The 20,188-nt window shown below is 72.4% G+C and carries 17 protein-coding genes; 3 read left to right on the top strand and 14 right to left on the bottom strand.

The window, feature by feature from the left end; genetic code table 11:
* Window positions 1-5 precede the first annotated feature (5 nt).
* On the top strand, window positions 6-743 hold the full coding sequence (locus tag PUR26_RS07945) for a nucleotidyltransferase domain-containing protein (protein WP_329870586.1): 738 nt from the start codon (window positions 6-8) through the stop codon (window positions 741-743).
* Here PUR26_RS07945 and PUR26_RS07940 read toward each other — a convergent pair.
* From PUR26_RS07940 to PUR26_RS07875, 14 genes are all read right to left on the bottom strand, one after another.
* Window positions 675-1,454, bottom strand: coding sequence for a nucleotidyltransferase domain-containing protein (locus PUR26_RS07940; RefSeq protein ID WP_443077006.1), 780 nt, complete (start codon window positions 1,452-1,454; stop codon window positions 675-677). The genes PUR26_RS07945 and PUR26_RS07940 overlap by 69 nt on opposite strands.
* Window positions 1,455-1,458: 4 nt before the next feature.
* Window positions 1,459-2,481: an ADP-ribosylglycohydrolase family protein gene (locus PUR26_RS07935; protein ID WP_329870585.1), complete on the bottom strand. Its 1,023-nt coding sequence runs from the start codon at window positions 2,479-2,481 to the stop codon at window positions 1,459-1,461.
* A complete protein-coding gene (locus tag PUR26_RS07930) occupies window positions 2,478-3,212 on the bottom strand; it encodes an NUDIX hydrolase (RefSeq protein ID WP_329870583.1) in 735 nt (244 codons plus the stop codon). Before PUR26_RS07930 ends, PUR26_RS07935 begins: the two co-directional genes overlap by 4 nt.
* Window positions 3,209-4,291, bottom strand: coding sequence for an AAA family ATPase (locus tag PUR26_RS07925; RefSeq protein ID WP_329870581.1), 1,083 nt, complete (start codon window positions 4,289-4,291; stop codon window positions 3,209-3,211). The genes PUR26_RS07930 and PUR26_RS07925 overlap by 4 nt, the downstream gene beginning before the upstream one ends.
* Window positions 4,288-4,941: a nicotinamide riboside transporter PnuC gene (gene pnuC, locus PUR26_RS07920; protein WP_329870579.1), complete on the bottom strand. Its 654-nt coding sequence runs from the start codon at window positions 4,939-4,941 to the stop codon at window positions 4,288-4,290. Before pnuC ends, PUR26_RS07925 begins: the two co-directional genes overlap by 4 nt.
* A gap of 129 nt (window positions 4,942-5,070) precedes the next feature.
* Window positions 5,071-6,216, bottom strand: coding sequence for a pseudouridine synthase (locus PUR26_RS07915; RefSeq protein WP_329870577.1), 1,146 nt, complete (start codon window positions 6,214-6,216; stop codon window positions 5,071-5,073).
* Window positions 6,216-6,818 (bottom strand): SMC-Scp complex subunit ScpB, encoded by a 603-nt coding sequence (gene scpB / locus PUR26_RS07910; protein ID WP_329870576.1) that lies wholly within the window; start codon window positions 6,816-6,818, stop codon window positions 6,216-6,218. Before scpB ends, PUR26_RS07915 begins: the two co-directional genes overlap by 1 nt.
* Complete coding sequence (locus tag PUR26_RS07905) at window positions 6,818-8,110, bottom strand: segregation/condensation protein A (RefSeq protein ID WP_329870574.1); 1,293 nt, start codon at window positions 8,108-8,110, stop codon at window positions 6,818-6,820. Before PUR26_RS07905 ends, scpB begins: the two co-directional genes overlap by 1 nt.
* 49 nt (window positions 8,111-8,159) lie before the next feature.
* On the bottom strand, window positions 8,160-8,732 hold the full coding sequence (locus PUR26_RS07900) for a hypothetical protein (protein ID WP_329870572.1): 573 nt from the start codon (window positions 8,730-8,732) through the stop codon (window positions 8,160-8,162).
* Window positions 8,717-9,844 carry a ParA family protein gene (locus PUR26_RS07895; protein ID WP_329870570.1) on the bottom strand — a complete coding sequence of 376 codons (1,128 nt, stop codon included), beginning with the start codon at window positions 9,842-9,844 and terminating at the stop codon, window positions 8,717-8,719. Before PUR26_RS07895 ends, PUR26_RS07900 begins: the two co-directional genes overlap by 16 nt.
* Window positions 9,845-10,231: 387 nt before the next feature.
* Window positions 10,232-11,347: an alanine dehydrogenase gene (gene ald / locus PUR26_RS07890; RefSeq protein ID WP_329871034.1), complete on the bottom strand. Its 1,116-nt coding sequence runs from the start codon at window positions 11,345-11,347 to the stop codon at window positions 10,232-10,234.
* A 143-nt stretch (window positions 11,348-11,490) separates the two neighbouring features.
* A complete protein-coding gene (locus PUR26_RS07885; RefSeq protein ID WP_443077005.1) occupies window positions 11,491-13,605 on the bottom strand; it encodes a tetratricopeptide repeat protein in 2,115 nt (704 codons plus the stop codon).
* 160 nt (window positions 13,606-13,765) lie between these two features.
* The gene (locus PUR26_RS07880) at window positions 13,766-14,392 is read right to left on the bottom strand and encodes an NUDIX hydrolase (protein WP_329870568.1); all 627 of its coding nucleotides are present in this window, start codon (window positions 14,390-14,392) and stop codon (window positions 13,766-13,768) included.
* Window positions 14,393-14,471: 79 nt separating this feature from the next.
* Entirely contained in the window at window positions 14,472-16,145 is a 1,674-nt protein-coding gene (locus PUR26_RS07875; protein ID WP_329870566.1) for a CTP synthase, read from the bottom strand.
* 418 nt (window positions 16,146-16,563) lie between these two features.
* Here PUR26_RS07875 and PUR26_RS07870 point away from each other — a divergent pair, with 418 nt between their 5' ends.
* Both PUR26_RS07870 and PUR26_RS07865 read left to right on the top strand, forming a co-directional pair.
* Window positions 16,564-18,372, top strand: coding sequence for a glycoside hydrolase family 15 protein (locus PUR26_RS07870; RefSeq protein ID WP_329871031.1), 1,809 nt, complete (start codon window positions 16,564-16,566; stop codon window positions 18,370-18,372).
* A gap of 160 nt (window positions 18,373-18,532) precedes the next feature.
* Complete coding sequence (locus PUR26_RS07865) at window positions 18,533-20,170, top strand: PucR family transcriptional regulator (protein ID WP_329870564.1); 1,638 nt, start codon at window positions 18,533-18,535, stop codon at window positions 20,168-20,170.
* The last annotated feature ends 18 nt before the right edge of the window (window positions 20,171-20,188 follow it).

Here is a 20,188-nt window from a genome sequence, read left to right as displayed (position 1 = left end):
GGCCCATGAGTCCCGAAGAGCTGGTGCGCGACCACACGATCTACTCCTGCGTCATGGGGTCGCGCGCCTTCGGGCTGGCCACGGAGGAGAGCGACACCGACCGGCGTGGGGTGTTCCTGGCCCCCACGTCGCTCCAGTGGCGCTTCGACAAACCCCCCACGCACGTCGAGGGCCCGGCGGACGAACAGTTCAGCTGGGAGCTGGAACGCTTCTGCGATCTGGCGCTGCGCGCCAACCCCAACATCCTGGAGTGCCTCCACTCCCCCCTCGTCGAGCACGCCGACACCACCGGACGCGAACTCCTCTCGCTGCGCGCCGCGTTCCTGTCGCGACAGGTCCACGCGACCTTCGTGCGGTACGCGGCGGGCCAGCGCAGGAAGCTGGAGGCCCACACGCGCCTGCACGGCGCGCCCCGCTGGAAACACGCCATGCACCTGCTGCGCCTGCTGACGAGCTGCCGGGACCTGCTGCGTACCGGCGAACTGGTGATCGACGTCGGGGACGAGCGCGAACGGCTGCTGTCGGTCAGGCGCGGCGAGGTCCCGTGGCCGGACGTCACCGCCTGGATGGCCCGCCTCGCCGACGAGGCCGACGAGGCGGCGGCCGGGAGCCCGCTGCCGCCCGAGCCGGACCGGTCCAGGGTGGAGGACTTCCTCCACCGCACCCGGCTGCGCTCAGCGCTGGAGACGGGCCCGTACGACGAAGTCGTGCAGCGCGTCGAATCCGGCGGGGGCGTCCGCTAGCGCCGAGGCGCCCTGGGCGTCGTCGAGCACGGTGTGCAGCCCCTCGACGTCCGCCCGCACGCGTTCGGGGCCGAAGCCCGTGGCGGGCCCGTGCTCGGCGTCGGCCTTGGCCGCGATGAGCTCGGCCAGGTACTCCGGCGCCGGGACCGATCCGAGCAGGGTCGGCAGATGGGCGACCACCTCGCCGGTGCGCATCAGGTGGATGCCGGTGAGCAGGGCCCGGAAGGTGTAGAGCAGCGGCTTGAGCTCCTGGCTCTTCTCGAAGAGCCGCCACTGGGTGGCGGCGAAGCCGCGGTAGTGGTGCGCGTGGTGCCTGGTGAGCACACCGGGCGTGAGCGCGATCAGCTCCGCGTGCGCGTCCGTCGTACGGACCACCAGGGGCGACAGCAGCTGTTCGAGCACATACCCGTTGCGCCGCAGCATCAGCCGCACGAACTTGCGCAGATCGTGGGTGACCAGGTCCATCTCGACGCCGTCCCGGTCCCACGTCCGCGACCGGGTCTCCTCCGGCTCGCGCAGCCCGGTCAGCGCCTCGACCGGCAGCAGGTGCACCCCGCGCAGGTCCACGTCCGAGTCCCGTGAGGGGAAGCCGTACAGATGCGCGCCGGAGACGGTGGCGAACAGCAGGGGGTCCGGCTGTCCGGTCACCACGTCGTCGAGATCGAGGTCCACGGAAGCGGCCACGGAGGGACCGGGCGTGTTGTGAGTCATACGATCAAGCGTCCCAGAGGGCTCCCAGTGTCAACAGCTCGCTGCGGTACTCGATCCGTTCCGACCACTCCTTCGGCCATGCCCCCGCTCCCAGGTGGGCGCCGGCGAACGCGCCGGTGAGGCAGGCGATCGAGTCCGAGTCACCGCTGGTGCAGGCGGCCCGGCGCAGTGCGGTCACCGGTTCGTCGGGGAAGAGCAGGAAGCACAGCAGAGAGGTGGCGAGGGCCTCCTCGGCGATCCAGCCCGCCCCGGTCAGCAGGCACGGGTCGGTCTCGGGGCCGGCGGTGCGCAGCGCCGACTCCAGGGTGTCCAGAACGTTCAGGCACTCGTCCCAGCCCCTCCGGACGAAGTGCTCGGGCGAGGGGTCGTGGGCGTGGGTCCACAGGTCCCCGAGCCACTTGGCGTGGTAGCGGGAGCGGTTCTCCAGGGCGTACGCGCGCAACTGCCCGACCAGCGCGTGCGGCTCCGTGCCCTGCGTCAGCAGGTACACCGCCCGGGCCGTGAGGTCGGAGGCGGCCAGCGCGGTGGGGTGTCCGTGGGTGAGCGCGGACTGCAACTGGGCGGCGCCGGCCCGCTGTTCCTCGCCGAGCCCGGGTACGAGGCCGAGCGGGGCCACCCGCATGTTGGCGCCGCAGCCCTTGGAGCCGATCTGGCTGGCCTGCTGCCACGGCAGGTCGCCGTCCAGGGCCCGGCAGGCGACCAGGCAGGTGCGGCCGGGGGCCCGGTTGTTCTCCGGGGAGTGGTACCAGTCGACGAACTCGTCACGCAGCGGGCGGGTCAGCCGGAGCGGGGCCAGCACCCCGCTGTCCATGGCGGTCCGTATGCCGCGCGCGAGCGCGAGGGTCATCTGGGTGTCGTCGGTGACGAACGCGGGTGTGGGCAGCCGCATCTCCCGCCACGGTCCGCACTTGGCGAGGATCGAGGGCACGTCATTGAACTCGGTCGGGAACCCCAGCGCGTCCCCGAGCGCGAGCCCGATGAGCGAGCCGGTGGCCGCCCGTTTGGTGATGGTCCTGGCCGCGATCATGTCTGCCGTCCTTCCGGTCGCAGCAGCGGTGGGTGCAGGGCGGTCGCTTGCCCCGCCCGGTAGAGAGCGGCCGGTTTCCCCCGTCCGCCGGTCAGGCGCGCCGCCCCTTCCACGGCCTGGACGAAGCCGGGCGTGGTGAGGACCTTGCGCCGGAAGTTGGGGCGGTCGAGCTCGACGCCCCACACCGTCTCGTACACCTGGCGCAGCTCGCCGAGGGTGAACTCGGGCGGGCAGAAGGCGGTGGCGAGGCAGGTGTACTCCAGCTTGGCGCCGACGCGGTCGCGCGCGTCGGCGAGGATCGTGTCGTGGTCGAAGGCGAGCGGCCCGTGCGTGCCGTACGGGAGCCACTGGGCGTGCGCGGCGTCCCCGCCGCCGCGCGGCTCGGGCAGGTCCGGGACGAGTGCGGCGTACGCGACCGAGACGACGCGCATCCGCGGGTCGCGGTCGGGTTCGCTGTAGGTGCGCAGCTGCTCCAGGTGGAGGTGGGAGACGGTGCTGTCGGACAGCCCGGTCTCCTCGGCCAGTTCACGCCGGGCCGCCTGTCCGGCGGACTCCCGGGGCAGGACGAAGCCGCCCGGCAGCGCCCAGGCCCCCTTGTACGGTTCCTGGCCGCGTTCGACGAGCAGCACGTGGAGCTGTTCCTCGCGGACGGTGAGGACGGCGAGGTCGACGGTGACGGCGAACGGCTCGAAGGCGTGCGGATCGTAGCCCTCGGGGCGCACGCCGGTCATCGGATCTCCGGGAGGGGGTCCGCGAGGGCCCAGCCCTCGCCGAGCAGTGCCTCCACCGCGTCCACGGCGGTCGCCAGCCTCCTCTCGTGGGGGCCGGTCAGCCTGACCGTGCGCCGGCCTGTGGCCACGAGCCGGTCCGCGAAGCGGTCGGTCATCCAGGGCCTCAGGTGCTCCCCGTCCCGCAGTCCGTCGTCCTCGAAGGGCACGTCCCGGTGGTCCGTCAGCAGCCACAGGTGCTGGACCCGGCCCCGTTCGGCGATCGCCTCCACCTCCGGGTGGGACGCGCCCAGGTACCGCTCGTGCCAGACCGTGGTCGCGAAGGCGTCGGTGTCGCAGAAGACGACGGGGGACCCGGCCCGCGCGGCCGCCTCCTCGAGGTCTCTCTGGCGCCTGGCGATCAGCGGGAACTCCTCGGACCGGAAGGCCACCTCGTCCCAGCTCGCGCCGGGCCGCTCCGCCCGCAGGGCGGCCAGCTTCGCCTCGCTGAACTCCCGCCCGTACTCCGGTACGTACCGGGTGCGCGCCCAGACCCCGCCGCGCCGCCGGTAGTGCTCGGCGAGCGCGCGGGCGAGCGTGGTCGTCCCGGTCGACTCGGCGCCCAGGACCACCACCCGGCGGGCGAGCGCCGCCCGCACGGGCGGCTCCAGGAAGTCCCAGCACCCGACGGGGTCCTTGCGGACGGCGGTGCCGGAGACCGGAAAGACCGTACGGTCCGGGTCCACGCACACGGCCTCGGCGCCGAAGCGCCGGCCGAGCTCCTCGCCGTACGCCTCGGAGGTGAACACGGCGTCCACGGGCTCGGGCACCGCCCCGCGGAACACGGCCATATGGGCGGCCCACACATCGGGGTCCGTCAGGTCGACCGGGATGTCATCGACGGCACCCACGACATGGGCGTCCGGGTGGGTCTCGCGCATCCAGGCGACCCGGTCGGCGAGCGGGACGGACTCCACCGACGACGCGCAGACGAGCACGGTGAGCCGCTCGCAGCGGTCCTGCGCGGTGCGCACCAGATGGTGGTGGCCGGCGTGCGGCGGATAGAACTTGCCCAGTACCAGGCCGTGTCCGTAGCGCTTCATGCGGGCGTCTCGACCACTGGAGCCCGCGGGACCGTGAGGTCGCGGTTCCAGTTGCGCAGGCCGATGACGCACAGCGTCATGAACCCGATGTACAGCAGGGAGGTCAGGTAGAGCTCCTTGTAGGCGTAGAGCGGGATGTACACCACGTCGGCGGCGATCCACAGCCACCACGACTCCAGCCGCTTGCGGCACTGGCCGTAGGTCGCCATCAGGGAGAGGGCGGTGGTCAGGGCGTCCCAGAAGGGGACGGACGAGTCGGTGGCGCGGTCCAGGAGCACCGTCAGCGCGAGGGTCCCCACCACCCCCGCCGCGAGCAGCCACGTCCATTCGGTGCGCGTGGTGCGGCGCACCGGCAGGGCGTCGGAGCCTGGTCCACCCCCGTGGGTCCAGGTCCACCAGCCGTACACGGCGAGGGTGATGAAGACGATCTGGAGGCCCGCGTCGGCGTACAGGCCCGCCTGCCAGAAGAGCAGGATGAACAGGATGTTGTTGGCGATGCCGATCGGCCAGTTGGCGATGTGCTGACGCGCCACGAGCCAGACGCACAGGGCGCCGCTGCCGAAGCCGAGGACCTCGGTCCAGCTGACCGGGGTGTCCAGGACGGTGAACAGGGGCTGCTGGAGAGGTTCGAGTATGTCCGCGAGTCGCACGCCCGCCTCCTTAAGAGTCAACCTGACTATAAAGGCGGAGGGGTAGGTCCACAAGCCTGATGGACCATCACGAACGCGCGAAAGCCCGCGACCACGGTGCGGTCGCGGGCTTTCGCGCGGTGATGACCCTTACAGGCCGACTTCCTTCATCAGCATGCCGACCTCGGTGTTGGTCAGCCGGCGCAGCCAGCCGGACTTCTGGTCGCCGAGCGCGATCGGGCCGAAGGCCGTCCGGACGAGCTTCTCGACCGGGAAGCCCGCCTCGGCGAGCATCCGGCGCACGATGTGCTTGCGCCCCTCGTGCAGGGTGACCTCGACGAGGTAGTTCTTTCCGGTCTGCTCGACCACCCGGAAGTGGTCGGCACGGGCGTAGCCGTCCTCCAGCTGGATGCCGTCCTTGAGCCGCTTGCCGACCTCGCGCGGCAGCGGGCCCGTGATGGCGGCCAGGTAGGTCTTCTTCACGCCGTACTTGGGGTGCGTGAGGCGGTGGGCCAGCTCACCGTGGTTGGTGAGCAGGATGATGCCCTCGGTCTCGGTGTCGAGCCGCCCGACGTGGAAGAGCCGGGTCTCACGGTTGGTGACGTAGTCGCCCAGGCACTGGCGGCCGTCGGGGTCCTCCATGGTGGAGACGACACCGGCGGGCTTGTTCAGCGCGAAGAAGAGGTACGACTGGGTGGCGACCGTCAGGCCGTCGACCTTGATCTCGTCCTTCTCCGGGTCGACGCGCTTGCCCTGCTCCAGGACGATCTCGCCGTTGACCTCGACGCGGGCCTGCTCGATCAGCTCCTCGCAGGCGCGGCGGGAGCCCATGCCGGCACGGGCGAGCACCTTCTGCAGCCGCTCGCCCTCCTGCTCGGCGCCCGGGAAGGTCTTCGGGGTCCTGATCTCGGGACGGTCCGCGTACCGGTCGCGGTTGCGCTGCTCGATCTTGGCGTCGAGCTCACGCGAGCGGGCCGGGGCCTGCCGCTGCCCGTGCGGGCCGCGACGGGGCGGGGTGCCGCCCTGGGGTGCCTTCGGGCCGCCCTTGGCGCCGCCGCGGGCCGCGGTGCCGCGACCCTTCTTCGGGCCGTCGGACGGGCCGCCCACGTCGTAGGTGCGCTCCTCGGGGCGGGGGCGGCGGGGGTTGCCGCCGCTCCCGCGCTGCTGCTGGTCGTCGCGGCTGTTACCGGCGCCCCGGTAATTGCCGCGGCCGCCGCTGCTGCCGCGGCCGCCGCTGTTGCCACCACGGCTCCCGCCGTTGTTTCCGCTGCTGTTCCTGCCGCTGCTGCTTCGCATCAAATTTCCGTCTTGTCGTCTGCGTCCTCGGAATCCGGTGCATCCGGATCGAACGACGGGACCCCTTCCAGGGTGTCCGCCTCGATCGCGTCCGCCTCGGGGAGGAAGGGCGCGAGCTCGGGGAGTTCGTCCAGGCCGCGCAGGCCCATCCGCTCCAGGAAATGGTTCGTCGTCCTGTACAGGATCGCACCTGTTTCGGGTTCCGCGCCCGCCTCCTCCACCAGACCCCGCTGGAGGAGGGTCCGCATGACTCCGTCGCAGTTCACTCCGCGCACCGCGGAGACCCTCGACCGGCTGACGGGCTGCCGGTACGCGACGACCGCCAGGGTCTCCAGCGCGGCCCGGGTCAGCCGGGCCTGCTGCCCGTCCAGGACGAAGCTCTCGACGGCCGGGGCGAAGGCGGCCCGGGTGTAGTAGCGCCAGCCGCCGGCCACCAGCCGCAGCTCGAAGCCCCGCCCCTGCACGTCGTACTCGTCGGCGAGCTCCCGCAGCGCGTCCGCGACCTCACGCCTGGGCCGCTCCAGCACCTTGGCCAGGTGCTCCTCGGTCGCGGGCTCGTCGACGACCATCAGAACGGCCTCCAGGGCCGGCTTGAGCTCCATCACACCTTCTCCTCCTCCCGGACCCGGTCGAACTCGTCCGTCACCTCGGCGTTCCGCACGCCCGTCCACCGGACGGTCAGCTCACCGAGGGCGTCCTCCTGGTCGAGGGTGACGGCCTTCTCCCGGTAGAGCTCCAGCAGGGCCAGGAAGCGGGCGACGACGGTGAGCGTGTCCGGGGCGTCGTGGGCCAGCTCCCGGAAGCTCACCTCGCCGTGCTCGCGCAGTCTCGCCAGCACGATCCCGGCCTGCTCGCGGACGCTCACCAGCGGGGCGTGGATGTGGTCCACGTACACCTGGGGCCTGGCCCTGGGCCGCATGGCCTTCACGGCCAGCGCGGCGAAGCCCTCGGCGCCGATGCCGATGACCACCTCGGGGAGCAGTTCGGCGTGGTGCGGCTCCAGGCCCACGGTCCGGGGGTACCGCCTGCCCTCGCCGTCCAGCCGCTCGTCGAAGATCTCGGCGATCCGCTTGTACGCCCGGTACTGCAGGAGCCTCGCGAAGAGCAGGTCCCGCGCCTCCAGCAACGCGAGGTCCGCCTCGTCCTCCACCTCGGCGGCGGGCAGCAGCCGGGCGGCCTTGAGGTCGAGCAGCGTGGCGGCGACCACCAGGAACTCGGTGGTCTGGTCGAGGTCCCCGTCGGGGCCCATGGCCCGGATGTGGGCCATGAACTCGTCGGTCACCTTGGAGAGCGCCACCTCGGTGACGTCCAGCTTGTGCTTCGAGATCAGTTGCAGCAGCAGATCGAAGGGGCCCTCGAAGTTCTTCAGCCGGACGGTGAAACGCCCGTTCCCGGGGGTGTCCCGGTCGGGAGCGGCCGGTTCCGTGCCGGACGGGCCTGTGCGGGCCTGTTCCGTGCCGGGCGGGTCTGCGGGCCCCGGCGGACCCGCGGGCCCCTCACCGCCCCCGTGGGCGCCCGCGGGCCCGTCATCGGCCCCGGAGGCCGTCGGCGGTCCCTGCACGGCGGTGGCGACGGTCCTCGGCTGCCCGGGATCGGAGTGCGGCTGCGACTCCGGCGCAAGCCCGGGCACGTCCTCCGGGTCGGGCGCGGGACCGTGCTCGGGCTCGGGCTCCTGTGCGGGGTCGAGCTCACCCCCGGGAGCGGACTCCGGCGGATCGGACTCCGGCCCGCGATCCGTGGGCGCGGGCGGGGCCGGGGGCGGCGCGTCGGCGGCCGCCACCGGCACGCCCGGGCCGCGCCCCAGGGCGCGGCGGGGAGCCCGCCGCGGGGCGGGCGCCTCGGCCGGCCGCCGGGAGGCGGTGGGGAGGTCGGCGGGCTCGTCGGTCGGGGGCATGGCTGTCCAGGGGGCGGAACGGACGTACGGCGGTCCGCGCAGGCTATCCTCAGCGCCCGCGCAGACGCCGTACGAGAATGCTCGCGTCGCCCCTCGACTCCAGGTCCGCCAGCACCACGGCGACCGCCTCGCGGACGATCCGGCCGCGGTCCACGGCCAGGCCGTGCTCGCCGCGCAGCACCAGCCGGGCGTGTTCGAGGTCCATCAGTTCCTCGGCGGAGACGTACACCGTGATCTTCTCGTCGTGCCGCTCACGCCCGCTGGGGCGCCGGTTCTGCGAGCGTCCGCGACGCCGGGCCGGAGCCGTGGTGGCCTTCCCGGGGGCGCCGGACGCCTCCGCGTCGGCCGTACGGCTGCGGGGCTCCGCGGCCTCCGCGTCGGCGGCCGAGTGCTCCTGCGAGCGGGAGGCGGGACCCGGGGCCGTGCCACCGGCCGCCGCGTCCCCGGCCGCGGGCGCGGCGGCCGGTGGCGCGCTCTCCCCGGCGGGGGCGGGCACCCGCGGCTCACCGTTCGGCCCGCCGGGTCCGCCCGCCTGGCGCCTCGGGGACGACGCCTGCAGCGCCATGCCCCCGGTCGTACGGAACAGCTCGTCGGCACCGGGCAGACTCACTCGGCGTGACACCGGGCGAGCACCTCCCTGGCGAGCTGGCGGTAGGCGGCCGCACCGACCGAGTTCGACGCGTACGTCGTGATCGGCTCACCGGCGACCGTGGTCTCCGGGAAGCGCACGGTCCGGCCGATCACGGTGTGGTAGACGTGATCGTCGAAGGCCTCGACCACCCGGGCCAGCACCTCGCGGCTGTGCACGGTGCGCGAGTCGTACATCGTGGCGAGGATGCCGTCGAGCTCCAGGTCGGGGTTGAGCCGCTCCTGGACCTTCTCGATCGTCTCGGTGAGGAGTGCCACACCTCGCAGCGCGAAGAACTCGCACTCCAGCGGCACTATCACCTTGTGCGCCGCGGTGAGCGCGTTCACCGTGAGCAGACCGAGCGACGGCTGGCAGTCGATCACGATGTAGTCGTAGTCCTGGAGCAGCGGCTTCAGGGCGCGCTGGAGCGTGGACTCGCGCGCGACCTCGCTGACGAGCTGGACTTCCGCGGCCGAGAGGTCGATGTTGCTCGGCAGCAGGTCCATGTTGGGCACGGCGGTCTTGAGCAGCACCTCGTCCGCCGACATGCCCCGCTCCATGAGCAGGTTGTAGACGGTGAGGTCCAGCTCCATCGGATTGACGCCGAGGCCGACCGACAGGGCTCCCTGCGGGTCGAAGTCGACGAGCAGCACCCGTCGGCCGTACTCCGCGAGCGCGGCGCCCAGGTTGATGGTCGACGTGGTCTTTCCCACGCCGCCCTTCTGGTTGCACATCGCGATGATCTTCGCGGGGCCGTGCTCGGTCAGCGGCCCGGGGATCGGGAAGTACGGCAGGGGCCGTCCGGTGGGGCCGATCCGCTCGCGGCGCTGACGGGCAGCGTCCGGGGCGAGGGTGGCCGCGTACTCCGGGTCGGGCTCGTACTCGGCGTCAGGGTCGTAGAAGTGCCCCTCGGGGACTTCGTCGTAGGCGGCGAAGTGGGTGGACTCTCGGCCACTCTCGTTGCCGGCCATGGCGTTCACGTGTTGGCCGTCCATCATCTTCATCGTGTGGGCTGTCGTCATGTGCTGGTGCGTCGCGAAGGTTCGGACAGCGACGGAGCCGACAGCCTCGAGCCCGGACGACGGACCCTGGGCCGTCGCAGGCATTCCTGGTTGACCACCCCCGGGAGTAAATGTCGACTCATTCACAAGTCGTCTTACCTCCTTGGACGTGACCAGGAAACTTATCGATAGGTCAGCGTGGCACCATGCCGACGGTTGGCGACTCTATGGCGTGTCACCGCTCCGCAGCAACACAATCGGCCGGACGCGGCCCGATGTGTCGGCAACCGAACACCCCTCTGTCAAGGGTGCGCGGCCATCCATCGACACATTTCGCGGGTGTGCGAAACGGTTAAAGGGTTACGTTCGAGGCGACTTGAACAGCGCCCAGGAAGTGGCCGGGCACACATCCGGCCGGACCTCGTCCCACAAGGTCCGGCCGGGTGCGCGTGGTTGACGATCCCCGTTGACCGGGGTGCCGGGGGCGCCGGGTCAGGCGATGAGCGCGCTCAGCTCAAGGTGCTCCAGGCCGTGGGCCTCGGCGACCTCCCGGTAGACGACCTTGCCGTCATGGGTGTTGAGGCCCTTGGCGAGCGCGGCGTCGCGGCGCAGCGCCTCGACCCAGCCGTTGTTGGCCAGCGACACGATGTAGGGCAGCGTGGCGTTGGTCAGCGCGTAGGTGGAGGTGTTCGGGACCGCGCCGGGCATGTTGGCGACGCAGTAGAAGACCGAGTTGTGGACCGGGAAGGTCGGCTCGGCGTGGGTGGTGGGACGGGAGTCCTCGAAGCAGCCGCCCTGGTCGATCGCGATGTCGACAAGGACACTTCCGGGCTTCATCCGGGAGACCAGCTCGTTGGTGACCAGCTTCGGGGCCTTGGCGCCCGGGATGAGCACGGCACCGATGACGAGGTCGGCCTCCAGGACGGCCTTCTCCAGCTCGAAGGAGTTGGACATGACGGCCTTGACCTTCGTACCGAAGATCTTGTCCGCCTCGCGCAGCTTGTTGATGTCGCGGTCGAGCAGGGTCACGTCGAAGCCCATGCCGATCGCGATCTGCGTGGCGTTCCAGCCGGAGACGCCACCGCCGATGACGACGGCCTTGGCCGGGATCACGCCCGGGACGCCGCCCGGCAGGACGCCGCGGCCGCCGACGGCGCGCATCAGGTGGTAGGCGCCGACCTGCGGGGCCAGCCGGCCCGCGACCTCGGACATCGGGGCGAGCAGCGGCAGGGCACGGTTGGCGGTCTCGACCGTCTCGTACGCGATGGCGGTGGTGCCGGACGCGATGAGGGCGTCCGTGCACTCGCGGGAAGCGGCCAGGTGCAGGTAGGTGAAGAGGGTCTGGTCCTTGCGGAGGCGGTGGTACTCCTCGGCGATCGGCTCCTTGACCTTCAGCAGCAGGTCCGCGGTGGCCCACACCTCGTCGGCGGTCGGCAGGATCTCCGCACCGGCGGCGATGTACTCGTCGTCCGTGATCGAGGAGCCCACACCGGCGTTCTGCTCGACGAAGACCTGGTGGCCGTTGCGCACGAGCTCGTGCACACCGGCGGGGGTGATGGCCACCCGGAACTCGTTGTTCTTGACCTCGCGGGGGATGCCGACCTTCACGTCGATCACGGTCCTTGGCTTTGGGGGTACGGGGGCAATGCGATACATACCCGGATGCACTGGTGCGCAACGGGATACACCGCGGTCAATCGCGGCGGACCCAGTCTAATGAAGGACTTCCAGCTGTCTAGCCTTGCAAAGCATTAATCTTTGGCTGAAGCACTACGGATTTCGCAGGCTGTACCCCGGGGGGAACCCTCCGTTCCGAGCAGCCGGTCGGCCGCGGCCCGGTGGAGCCGGGCGGCGGCCGGGTCGCCGAGCCGGTCGAGCGTGTCCGCCAGCCTGAGCTGGAGCGCCGCCTGAAGCCGCACGTCCTGGGCCTGGCGCGCCCACTCGACCGCCTCCTCGCAGGTGCGCAGCGACTCCTGCGGCCGCCCGGCGTACTCCTGCACCCGGGCCGCTTCGCTCAACGCCCTTGCGTGGCCAGCCGGATCACCGAGTCGGCGATATCCGGCCGCGGCCGCCCGCCAGTTCCGCAGCGCCTCGCCGTAGCGGCCCGCGTAGGTGTGCACGGCGCCGAGCCTGCCGTACAGCCGCGCCTGATCGGCCCGCTCGTCGCGCGCCAGCCGCTGCGAGAGCGCCCTGCCGTACCAGTCGCCCGCCCGCTGCCAGTCCCCCAGTTCCTGGTAGGCGCCGCCTACGGATTCCATCGCGCGACCGGTCGCGTACGGGTCGTTCGCGGCCCGTCCGGCGTCCAGGGCGGCCCGGTAGCGGGCCAGGGCGTCCTCGGTGCGGCCGGTACCTGCGTCCAGGTCGGCCAGGTTCAGCAGCGCGGCGGCCCGTTCCCGGTGCAGTCCGCGCCGCTCCGCCACATCGAGGACCAGCTGGTGCAGCCCGTACAGCTCGGGCGCGGCCGCCTCGGCGCCCAGGTGCGCGGTCAGGGCGCGCACGAGGGCGGCCATCAGGCGCCGGGCCAGGGTGTCGAGCTCCCCGTCGGCGACGGCGAGGCGGGCGGAGGCGAGCAGCGCGGGCTGCCGGGTGCGCAGCCAGTCGGCGGCGGCGCCCGGGGTCGGGAAGCGCAGCGCCCGGGGCGTGCCCGCCAGCTTCTTGCGCGCGGGCGAGCCCTCCGGTTCGGTGACCGCCCGGCAGGACTGGAGGAGCCGCACGGTCCGCTCCAGCATGCGCGCCCGGGCCAGCTGCACCTCGGCGGGCCGGTCCTCGCTCTCCAGCAGGGCGCGCACCAGCGGCACCAGGCAGCCGGGCAGCTCGTACTGCTCGGCGTCCACCTGCCGTACCAGTCCGAGGGCGGCGAACCCCTCCAGCGTGGACCTGGCGGCCGAGACGGAGCAGCCCGCCAGGGCGGAGGCCGTCTGGGCGTCGGCGATCCCGACCGGGGCGAGGGCGAGCAGCCGCAGGATCCTCGCGGCGGGCGCCGGCAGCGCTTCGTAGGCCAGCCGGAACGCACGGGCGAGCGGGCGGCCGGCGGCCGGGCTCTCGGGGTCGTCGGGCAGGGCCCGGAGCCGTTTGGTGAGGTCGGCGACCGAGGACATGGGCCGGGCCGCGAGCCACCCGCCCACCAGGACCAGCGCCGCGGGCTGGCCGCCGCACAGCTCGGTGAGGGTCTCGGCGGCCTGCGGGTCGACGGTGATGCGCACCGAGCCCGTGAAGCCGTCCAGCAGCTCGATGGCCGACTTGGCGTCCAGGCCGCCGACGGTGCAGGGCCGTACGTCGGGGATGCCGGTGAGCGGCCCCTGGGCGACGGCCACCACCAGGCAGGCGGGGTTGTCCGGCAGCAACGGGTCGACCTGGCCGGCGTCGACGGCGTCGTCGAGGAGCAGCAGCGCCCGGCGTCCGGCGAGCGCGTCGCGCACGAGGCCGGTCAGCTCGTCGTCGTCGGCGCCGGCGGGTACGGGGACCCCCAGCGCGCCGAGCAGTTCCCGTGCGGTGCGCCCGGTGGGCACCCGTGCGCCGCCGGGGTCGGTGAGCCGGGCGCGCAGCACGCCGTCCGGGTAGCCGGGGACGAGCTCGCGCACGAGTTCCTCGGCGAGCGAGGACCGCCCGCTGCCGGGGCGGCCGGCGATCAGCAGGACGCGGGCGCGGGGGGCCTTGCGCCCGGCGATGGTGTCGAGGCCGGCGCGCTGGATGTCGGCCCGCAGGGCCTTCAACTCGCGCTGCCGGCCGAAGAACTGACGTCGTGACGGCCGGAGCCCGGCGGCCCGCCCGCCGCCGGGCCGGTCCGGGCGGCCTGGTTCCTCCGGCGTGGAGGCGGCCTTCCGGGGCCGCTCGGCGCCGTCGAAGTCCACCGCCTGATCCGTCACGGGCCACGCTCCCGTCCACCTGCGCACGTGCTGAGCCCGCCGGGTCTCCGTACGGGTGATCCGAGCGTAGTTCAGCCCCGGCGGCGTCCCGGCGGGGCAGGGCGGACAGATCGCCCAATCGGATCAGCCGATCGTCACACCGGACGTCCGGATCCGGACGTCACGCCTCGAAGGGGCGTGCGGGCCAGGGTGCCTCGGCCGGGCGCAGCGCGTCCAGACCGTCGCCCGCGCGGGCCGCCAGTACCGAAAGGACACCCACCACCAGACAGTTGTTGTGCAGGTCGCCCGCGAGCACCCCGCGCACCAGCTCGTCCAGGGGCACCCGGGCGAGCTCCATGTCGGCCTCCTCCTCGGCGACCTCGAAGCGCTCGCCCTCGGCGGCCGACAGGTCCTGGGCCAGGAAGATCCGCACGGCCTCGTCGCAGCCGCCCGGGGTGGTGTAGACGTCCGTCAGCACCCGCCACCGGTCCGCCTTGACGTGCGCCTCCTCGTACAGCTCGCGCTGCGCGGCGCTCAACGGGTTCTCACCGGGCACGTCCAGCAGCCCCGCCGGGATCTCCCACAGCTTCTGCCGCACCGGGTGCCGGTACTGCCGCAGCACCAGGACCCGGTCCTCCTCGTCGAGGGCGAGGACCGCCACCGAGCCCGGATGGACCTGGTAGTCGCGGCGCACCACGGTCCCGTCGGGCATGACCACGTCGTCGGTGCGGACACTGGTCTTGTTGCCCCGGAACGGGACCGCGCTCGCGGTCACGGACCATTCCTCGGGCGTGTCCTTGATGGTCATGAAGACGTCCTCCCTCGTGCAGAAAACCGGGGTACGGGCCCCGACAGGCCCGTACCCCGGTCAACCGTATCGTCTGGTCCTACTTACCCGTCCTGCCCGTCTTGCCCGCCTCCGTCTGCCGGCGCACGGCGGCCTTCACCAGACCGGCGAAGAGGGGGTGGGGGCGGGTGGGGCGCGAGCGCAGCTCCGGGTGGGCCTGGGTGGCGACCAGGTAGGGGTGCACCTCGCGGGGGTACTCGACGTACTCGACGAGCTTGTTGTCCGGGGACGTACCGGAGAAGACGATGCCCGTCTTCTTCTCCAGCTCCGCGCGGTAGGCGTTGTTCACCTCGTAGCGGTGGCGGTGGCGCTCGTCGATGTACTGCTCGTCGCCGTACACCTCGCGCACGATCGAGCCCTCCGCGAGCTTCGCCGGGTACAGGCCCAGACGCATGGTGCCGCCCAGGTCGCCCGCGCCCTCGACGTACGCCAGCTGCTCCTCCATCGTCGAGATGACGGGGTGCGCGGTGGCGGGGTCGAACTCGGTGGAGTTGGCGTCCGTGATGCCCGCCAGGTTGCGCGCGGCCTCGATCACGATGCACTGGAGGCCCAGGCACAGGCCGAGCAGCGGGATCCGGTTCTCACGGGCGTACTGGATCGCGCCGACCTTGCCGGACACACCGCGGTCGCCGAAGCCGCCGGGGATGCAGATCGCGTCCACGTCGCCGAGCTGCTTGGCGGCGCCGGCCGGGGTCTTGCACTCGTCGGAGGCGACCCACTTGACCTTGACGCGGGCCCGGTTGGCGAAACCGCCGGCGCGCAGCGCCTCGGTCACCGACAGGTAGGCGTCCGGCAGGTCGATGTACTTGCCGACCAGCGCGACCGCGACCTCGTGGTCGGGGTTGTGGACGCGGTCCAGCAGGTCGTCCCAGGTCGTCCAGTCGACATCGCGGAACGGCAGGTCGAGCTTGCGCACGACGTAGGCGTCCAGGCCCTCCGTGTGCAGCACCTTCGGGATGTCGTAGATCGACTTGGCGTCGATGGCCGCGACCACGGCCGCCTCGTCGACGTCGCACATCAGCGAGATCTTGCGCTTGATCGCGGTCGGCACGTCGCGGTCGGCGCGCAGCACGATCGCGTCGGGCTGGATGCCGATGTTGCGAAGGGCCGCGACCGAGTGCTGGGTCGGCTTGGTCTTGAGCTCGCCGGAGGGGCCGATGTAGGGCAGGAGCGAGATGTGCACGACGAAGACGTTGTCGCGGCCGACCTCGTGGCGGACCTGGCGGACCGTCTCCAGGAACGGCAGCGACTCGATGTCGCCGACGGTTCCGCCGACCTCCGTGATGACGACGTCGACGTCGTCGGTGGCCATCCGGCGGATGCGGTGCTTGATCTCGTTGGTGATGTGCGGGATCACCTGGACCGTGTCGCCCAGGTACTCGCCGCGCCGCTCCTTGGCGATCACCTGCGAGTAGACCTGGCCGGTGGTGACGTTGGCCGAGCCGTCGAGGTCGACGTCGAGGAAGCGCTCGTAGTGGCCGATGTCCAGGTCGGTCTCGGCGCCGTCGTTGGTGACGAACACCTCACCGTGCTGGAACGGGTTCATCGTGCCGGGGTCGACGTTGAGGTAGGGGTCGAGCTTCTGCATCGTGACCCGAAGGCCCCGCGCCTTGAGGAGCGCACCCAGGCTGGAGGCGGTCAGCCCCTTGCCGAGGGAGGACGCGACACCCCCGGTGACGAAGATGTGCTTGGTCGTCGTGGATTTGGGCGGCATGGCCAAGAGGGGGCTCCCGTGGTCGCGGTCTGGAGGTGCGTACCGGCGCCCTTCCGGGGATTCCGGAGGTGCCGTCGCTGCGGTTCGGGGGCCCGCCGTCTGTAGTGGGGCGCCCACCGGTCCACGGGCTACCAGGGTATCAGCGACGAGGGGAGACCGCTTCCGGCCACGCGCGGCACATGGGTTCACACGGAGCGCTACTAGCTCACCCGTTCGGCTCAGCTGCTCTACCAGGACGATCACACAGAGGGCCGGGGGGCGTCGTATCCTGCTCGGACATTCGCCTGTCGAGCCAGGCCCGCGCACGGCACCACCCCAGCCCGTCCCCGGGACACGAAGCGCTCGACGGCTATCCCTGACCCCCAGACCCCAGTAAGCGCCCCGCGGGGCGGACGTGGCCGTTCGACTGGAGATGCACGTGGCCGGGCGCATCGAGGACTACGCACTCATCGGAGACATGCAGACCGCTGCCCTGGTCTGCCGGGACGGCACGGCCGACTGGCTGTGCCTGCCCCGCTTCGACTCGCACGCGGTCTTCGCAGGAATCCTCGGTACCGAGGAACACGGTTTCTGGCGGATGGGGCCGGCGCACGCCGAAGGCGAGCAGCCGCCGGCCGCCGACCGCCGCCGCTACCGGGGCGACTCGCTCATCCTCGAATCCGAGTGGGACATCCCGGGTCGCGGCACGGTGCGGGTGACCGATTTCATGCCACCCCGCGACGGCGCGCCCCAGCTGGTGCGCATCGTGGAAGGTGTCAGCGGCCGGGTGCGGATGCGCTCCGCGCTGCGCATGCGCTTCAGCTACGGGCGCGTGGTGCCCTGGGTGCACAAGGTCGACAACCGTACGGTCGCCGTCGCCGGCCCCGACTCGGTCTGGCTGGACACCACCGCCGAGACGCACGGCGAGAACCTCACCACGTACTCCGACTTCACCGTCTCGGCGGGCGAGCGGGTCGCGTTCACCATCAGCTGGCAGCCCTCCCACCACCCGGAGCCGCCCATGGCGGACCCGGAGGGCGCACTGGAGGCGACGACCGACTTCTGGCGCGAGTGGGTCGAGCACTGTACGTACCGGGGTCCCTACCGCGAGGCCGTGGTCCGCTCCCTGATCACCTTGAAGGCGCTGACGTACGCGCCCACGGGCGGCATCGTCGCCGCGCCGACCACCTCGCTGCCGGAGGACATCGGCGGCGTCCGGAACTGGGACTACCGCTACACCTGGCTGCGCGACGCCGCCATCACCCTCTCCTCCCTGCTGCGGACCGGCTACCGCGAGGAGGCCCGGGCCTGGCGCGAGTGGCTGCTGCGCGCGGTGGCGGGCGACCCGGAGAATCTGCAGATCATGTACGGGATCGCGGGCGAGCGGGAGCTGGGCGAGGCGGAGCTGGACTGGCTGCCGGGGTACGAGAACTCCGCCCCGGTGCGGGTCGGCAACGGCGCCGCCAACCAGCTCCAGCTCGACGTCTACGGCGAGGTCACCGAGGCTCTGCACCTGGCGCACATGACGGGCCTGGCGCGTAACGACTACGCCTCCCTCCTCCAGCTGAAGCTGATCAGCTACCTGGAGGACCACTGGGACCAGCCGGACGAGGGCATCTGGGAGGTGCGCGGGCCGCGCCGGCACTTCGTGCACTCCAAGGTGATGGCCTGGGTCGCGGTCGACCGGACGATCAAGCTGATCGAGTCGGGGGACGCGGAGGGGCCGCTGGAGCGCTGGCGCGAGCTGCGCGACGAGATCCACCGGGACGTCTGCGAGAAGGGGTACGACCCCGAGCGCAACACCTTCACGCAGTCCTACGGTTCCAAGGAGCTGGACGCCTCCCTGCTGCTCATCCCGCAGATGGGCTTCCTGCCTCCGGACGACAAGCGGGTCATCGGCACCATCGAGGCGATCCAGCGGGAGCTGTCCACCCACGACGGCTTCATCCTGCGCTACCCGACCGAGGGCTCCGACGAGGGCGTGGACGGCCTGCCCGGCGACGAGGGCGCCTTCCTGGCCTGCTCGTTCTGGATGGCCGACGACCTGGCGATGATCGGCCGGGTCGACGAGGCCCGCAGGCTCTTCGAGAAGCTGCTGGCCCTGCGCAACGACCTGGGCCTGCTGGCCGAGGAGTGGGACCCGCGCCTCCAGCGCCAGGTCGGCAACTTCCCCCAGGCGTTCAGCCACGTGCCGCTCATCGACACGGCACTGCGGCTGACGGCGTCCGGCGCGTACGGGGGCCAGTGAGTGTCCGGACACCACCCGGGGGCCGTACGGGAGTGACGTACGCCACACACGGACCGGGCCGTGCAACCCTCGCGCGCGCGTGGGGAGTTGCCGGTCCGGGAGCGTGCGGTGACGGACGGATGATGTCGTCACGACACGCGCCCGGGTAGCGTCCGGCCGCATGGAGAACCAGGGCGGGATCACCGTGCGGCGGGCGCTGGAGCTGCCCGGGCTGCGCGGCGGGCTCCCGGAAGTCGTGGCCGGCGCGGACCGGCTGGACCGCACGGTCCGCTGGGTGCACGCCGGTGAGGTGCCGAACATCGCCTCGCTGCTGAAGGGCGGCGAACTGCTGCTGACGACCGGCCTGGGGCTGGGTACCCGCCCGGCCGAGCAGCGGGCCTTCGTACGGCGGCTGGCGGACCGCGGGATCGCCGCGCTCGTGGTGGAGCTGGGGCCGAGGTTCTCGCGCCTGCCCGCGACCCTGGTGGAGACGGCGCGGACGGCCGGGCTGCCGCTGGTCCAGCTCCACCGGGAGGTGCCCTTCGTCTCGGTCACGGAAGAGGTCCACACCGAGATCGTCAACGGGCACTACGCCCTGCTGCGCCAGGCCGAGGAGGTGCACCGGCGGTGCACCGAGGCGCTGCTGGGCGGGGGCGGCGTGCCGCAGGTCCTGCGGATCCTCGCCGACTTCGCCGCCAACCCCGTCTTCCTGGAGACCGCCGACGGTACCCTGCTGTACGCGGCGGGCACCGATGCCGCGGCCGCCTGCGCCGACCCGCTCCAGGTCTGGGAGGGGCTGCGCGGCCAGCGGGCCGCCCGTGAGGCCGGGCCGCCGACGGGCGCGGTACTGGTGGACGTGCCGGGCGGTGGTCCCGGCGCCGGGTCGGTCCGGGCCCGGCTGGTCCTGCTGTCCGTCTCTGGGCCCCTCTCCCCCGTCCACCGCATGGCCGCCGAGCGCGCGGCGGGCATCCTCGCCGTGGTGCTGATGCAGGCCCGGCAGGAGGAGGAACTGGCGGCGCGCGGGCGCGGCGACTTCCTCACCGATCTCGCCGAGGGCCGCATCACCGCCGAGGACGCGCCCGCGCAGGCCCGGGTGCTGGGCTTCCGGCCGGGGGACGGCCCGCTGCTGCCCGTGGTCATGCGCCTCGCCTCGGAACTCTCCCCCTCGGGGAACTGGGCGCTGCTGGCCCGCGCCGTGCTGGAGGAGCTGGGTTCGGTGGGCGTCCCGGTACTGCTGGGCGTCCGCCCGGTCGAGGGCCGGGTGCCGCTGCTGCTGGGGCTGCGCGCCGAGAGCGAGCGGACGGCGGTCGCCGACCGGGTCGCGGCGGCGCTGCGCGCGGGTGTGGAGCGCGCCGGGCTGGAGCGGGCCGGTGCGCACGCGCCGGTCGTCGTGGTGGGGGTGGCGGGCGGCTGGGCGGCCGCTTCCGCGGGGCTGCGGCACGCGGCGGAGACCGCCGCGGCGGCGCAGGGGCTGCCGGAGCGGCCCTGGTACGACGCCCGGCGGCTGGACATCGACCTGCTGCTGTGGCGGCTGCACCACCACGGTGAGGGCACCGCGCTGGCGGCGTTCGTCGACCGGGCGATCGGTCCGCTGACAGAGCACGACCGCACCTCCCGGCCCCCGCTGCTTCCCACCCTCCAGACCTACCTGGCGCACGCGGGCCGCAAGGCCGAGACGGCCCGCGAACTGCACCTCAACCGCCAGACCCTCTACAACCGGCTCGCCCGCATCGGCGACCTGCTGGGCACCGACCTGGACGACCCCCAGACGGTGCTGGCCCTCTCCCTGGCCCTCCGGGCGCGCCGCTACACGGTGTGAGGGACCGGCACGCCGGGC

This window comes from Streptomyces sp. SP18CS02 (assembly GCF_036322365.1).
Classification (GTDB): domain Bacteria; phylum Actinomycetota; class Actinomycetes; order Streptomycetales; family Streptomycetaceae; genus Streptomyces.
The sequence above is the reverse complement of the archived record's forward strand: the minus strand, read 5'-3'. Positions and strand labels throughout refer to the sequence as shown.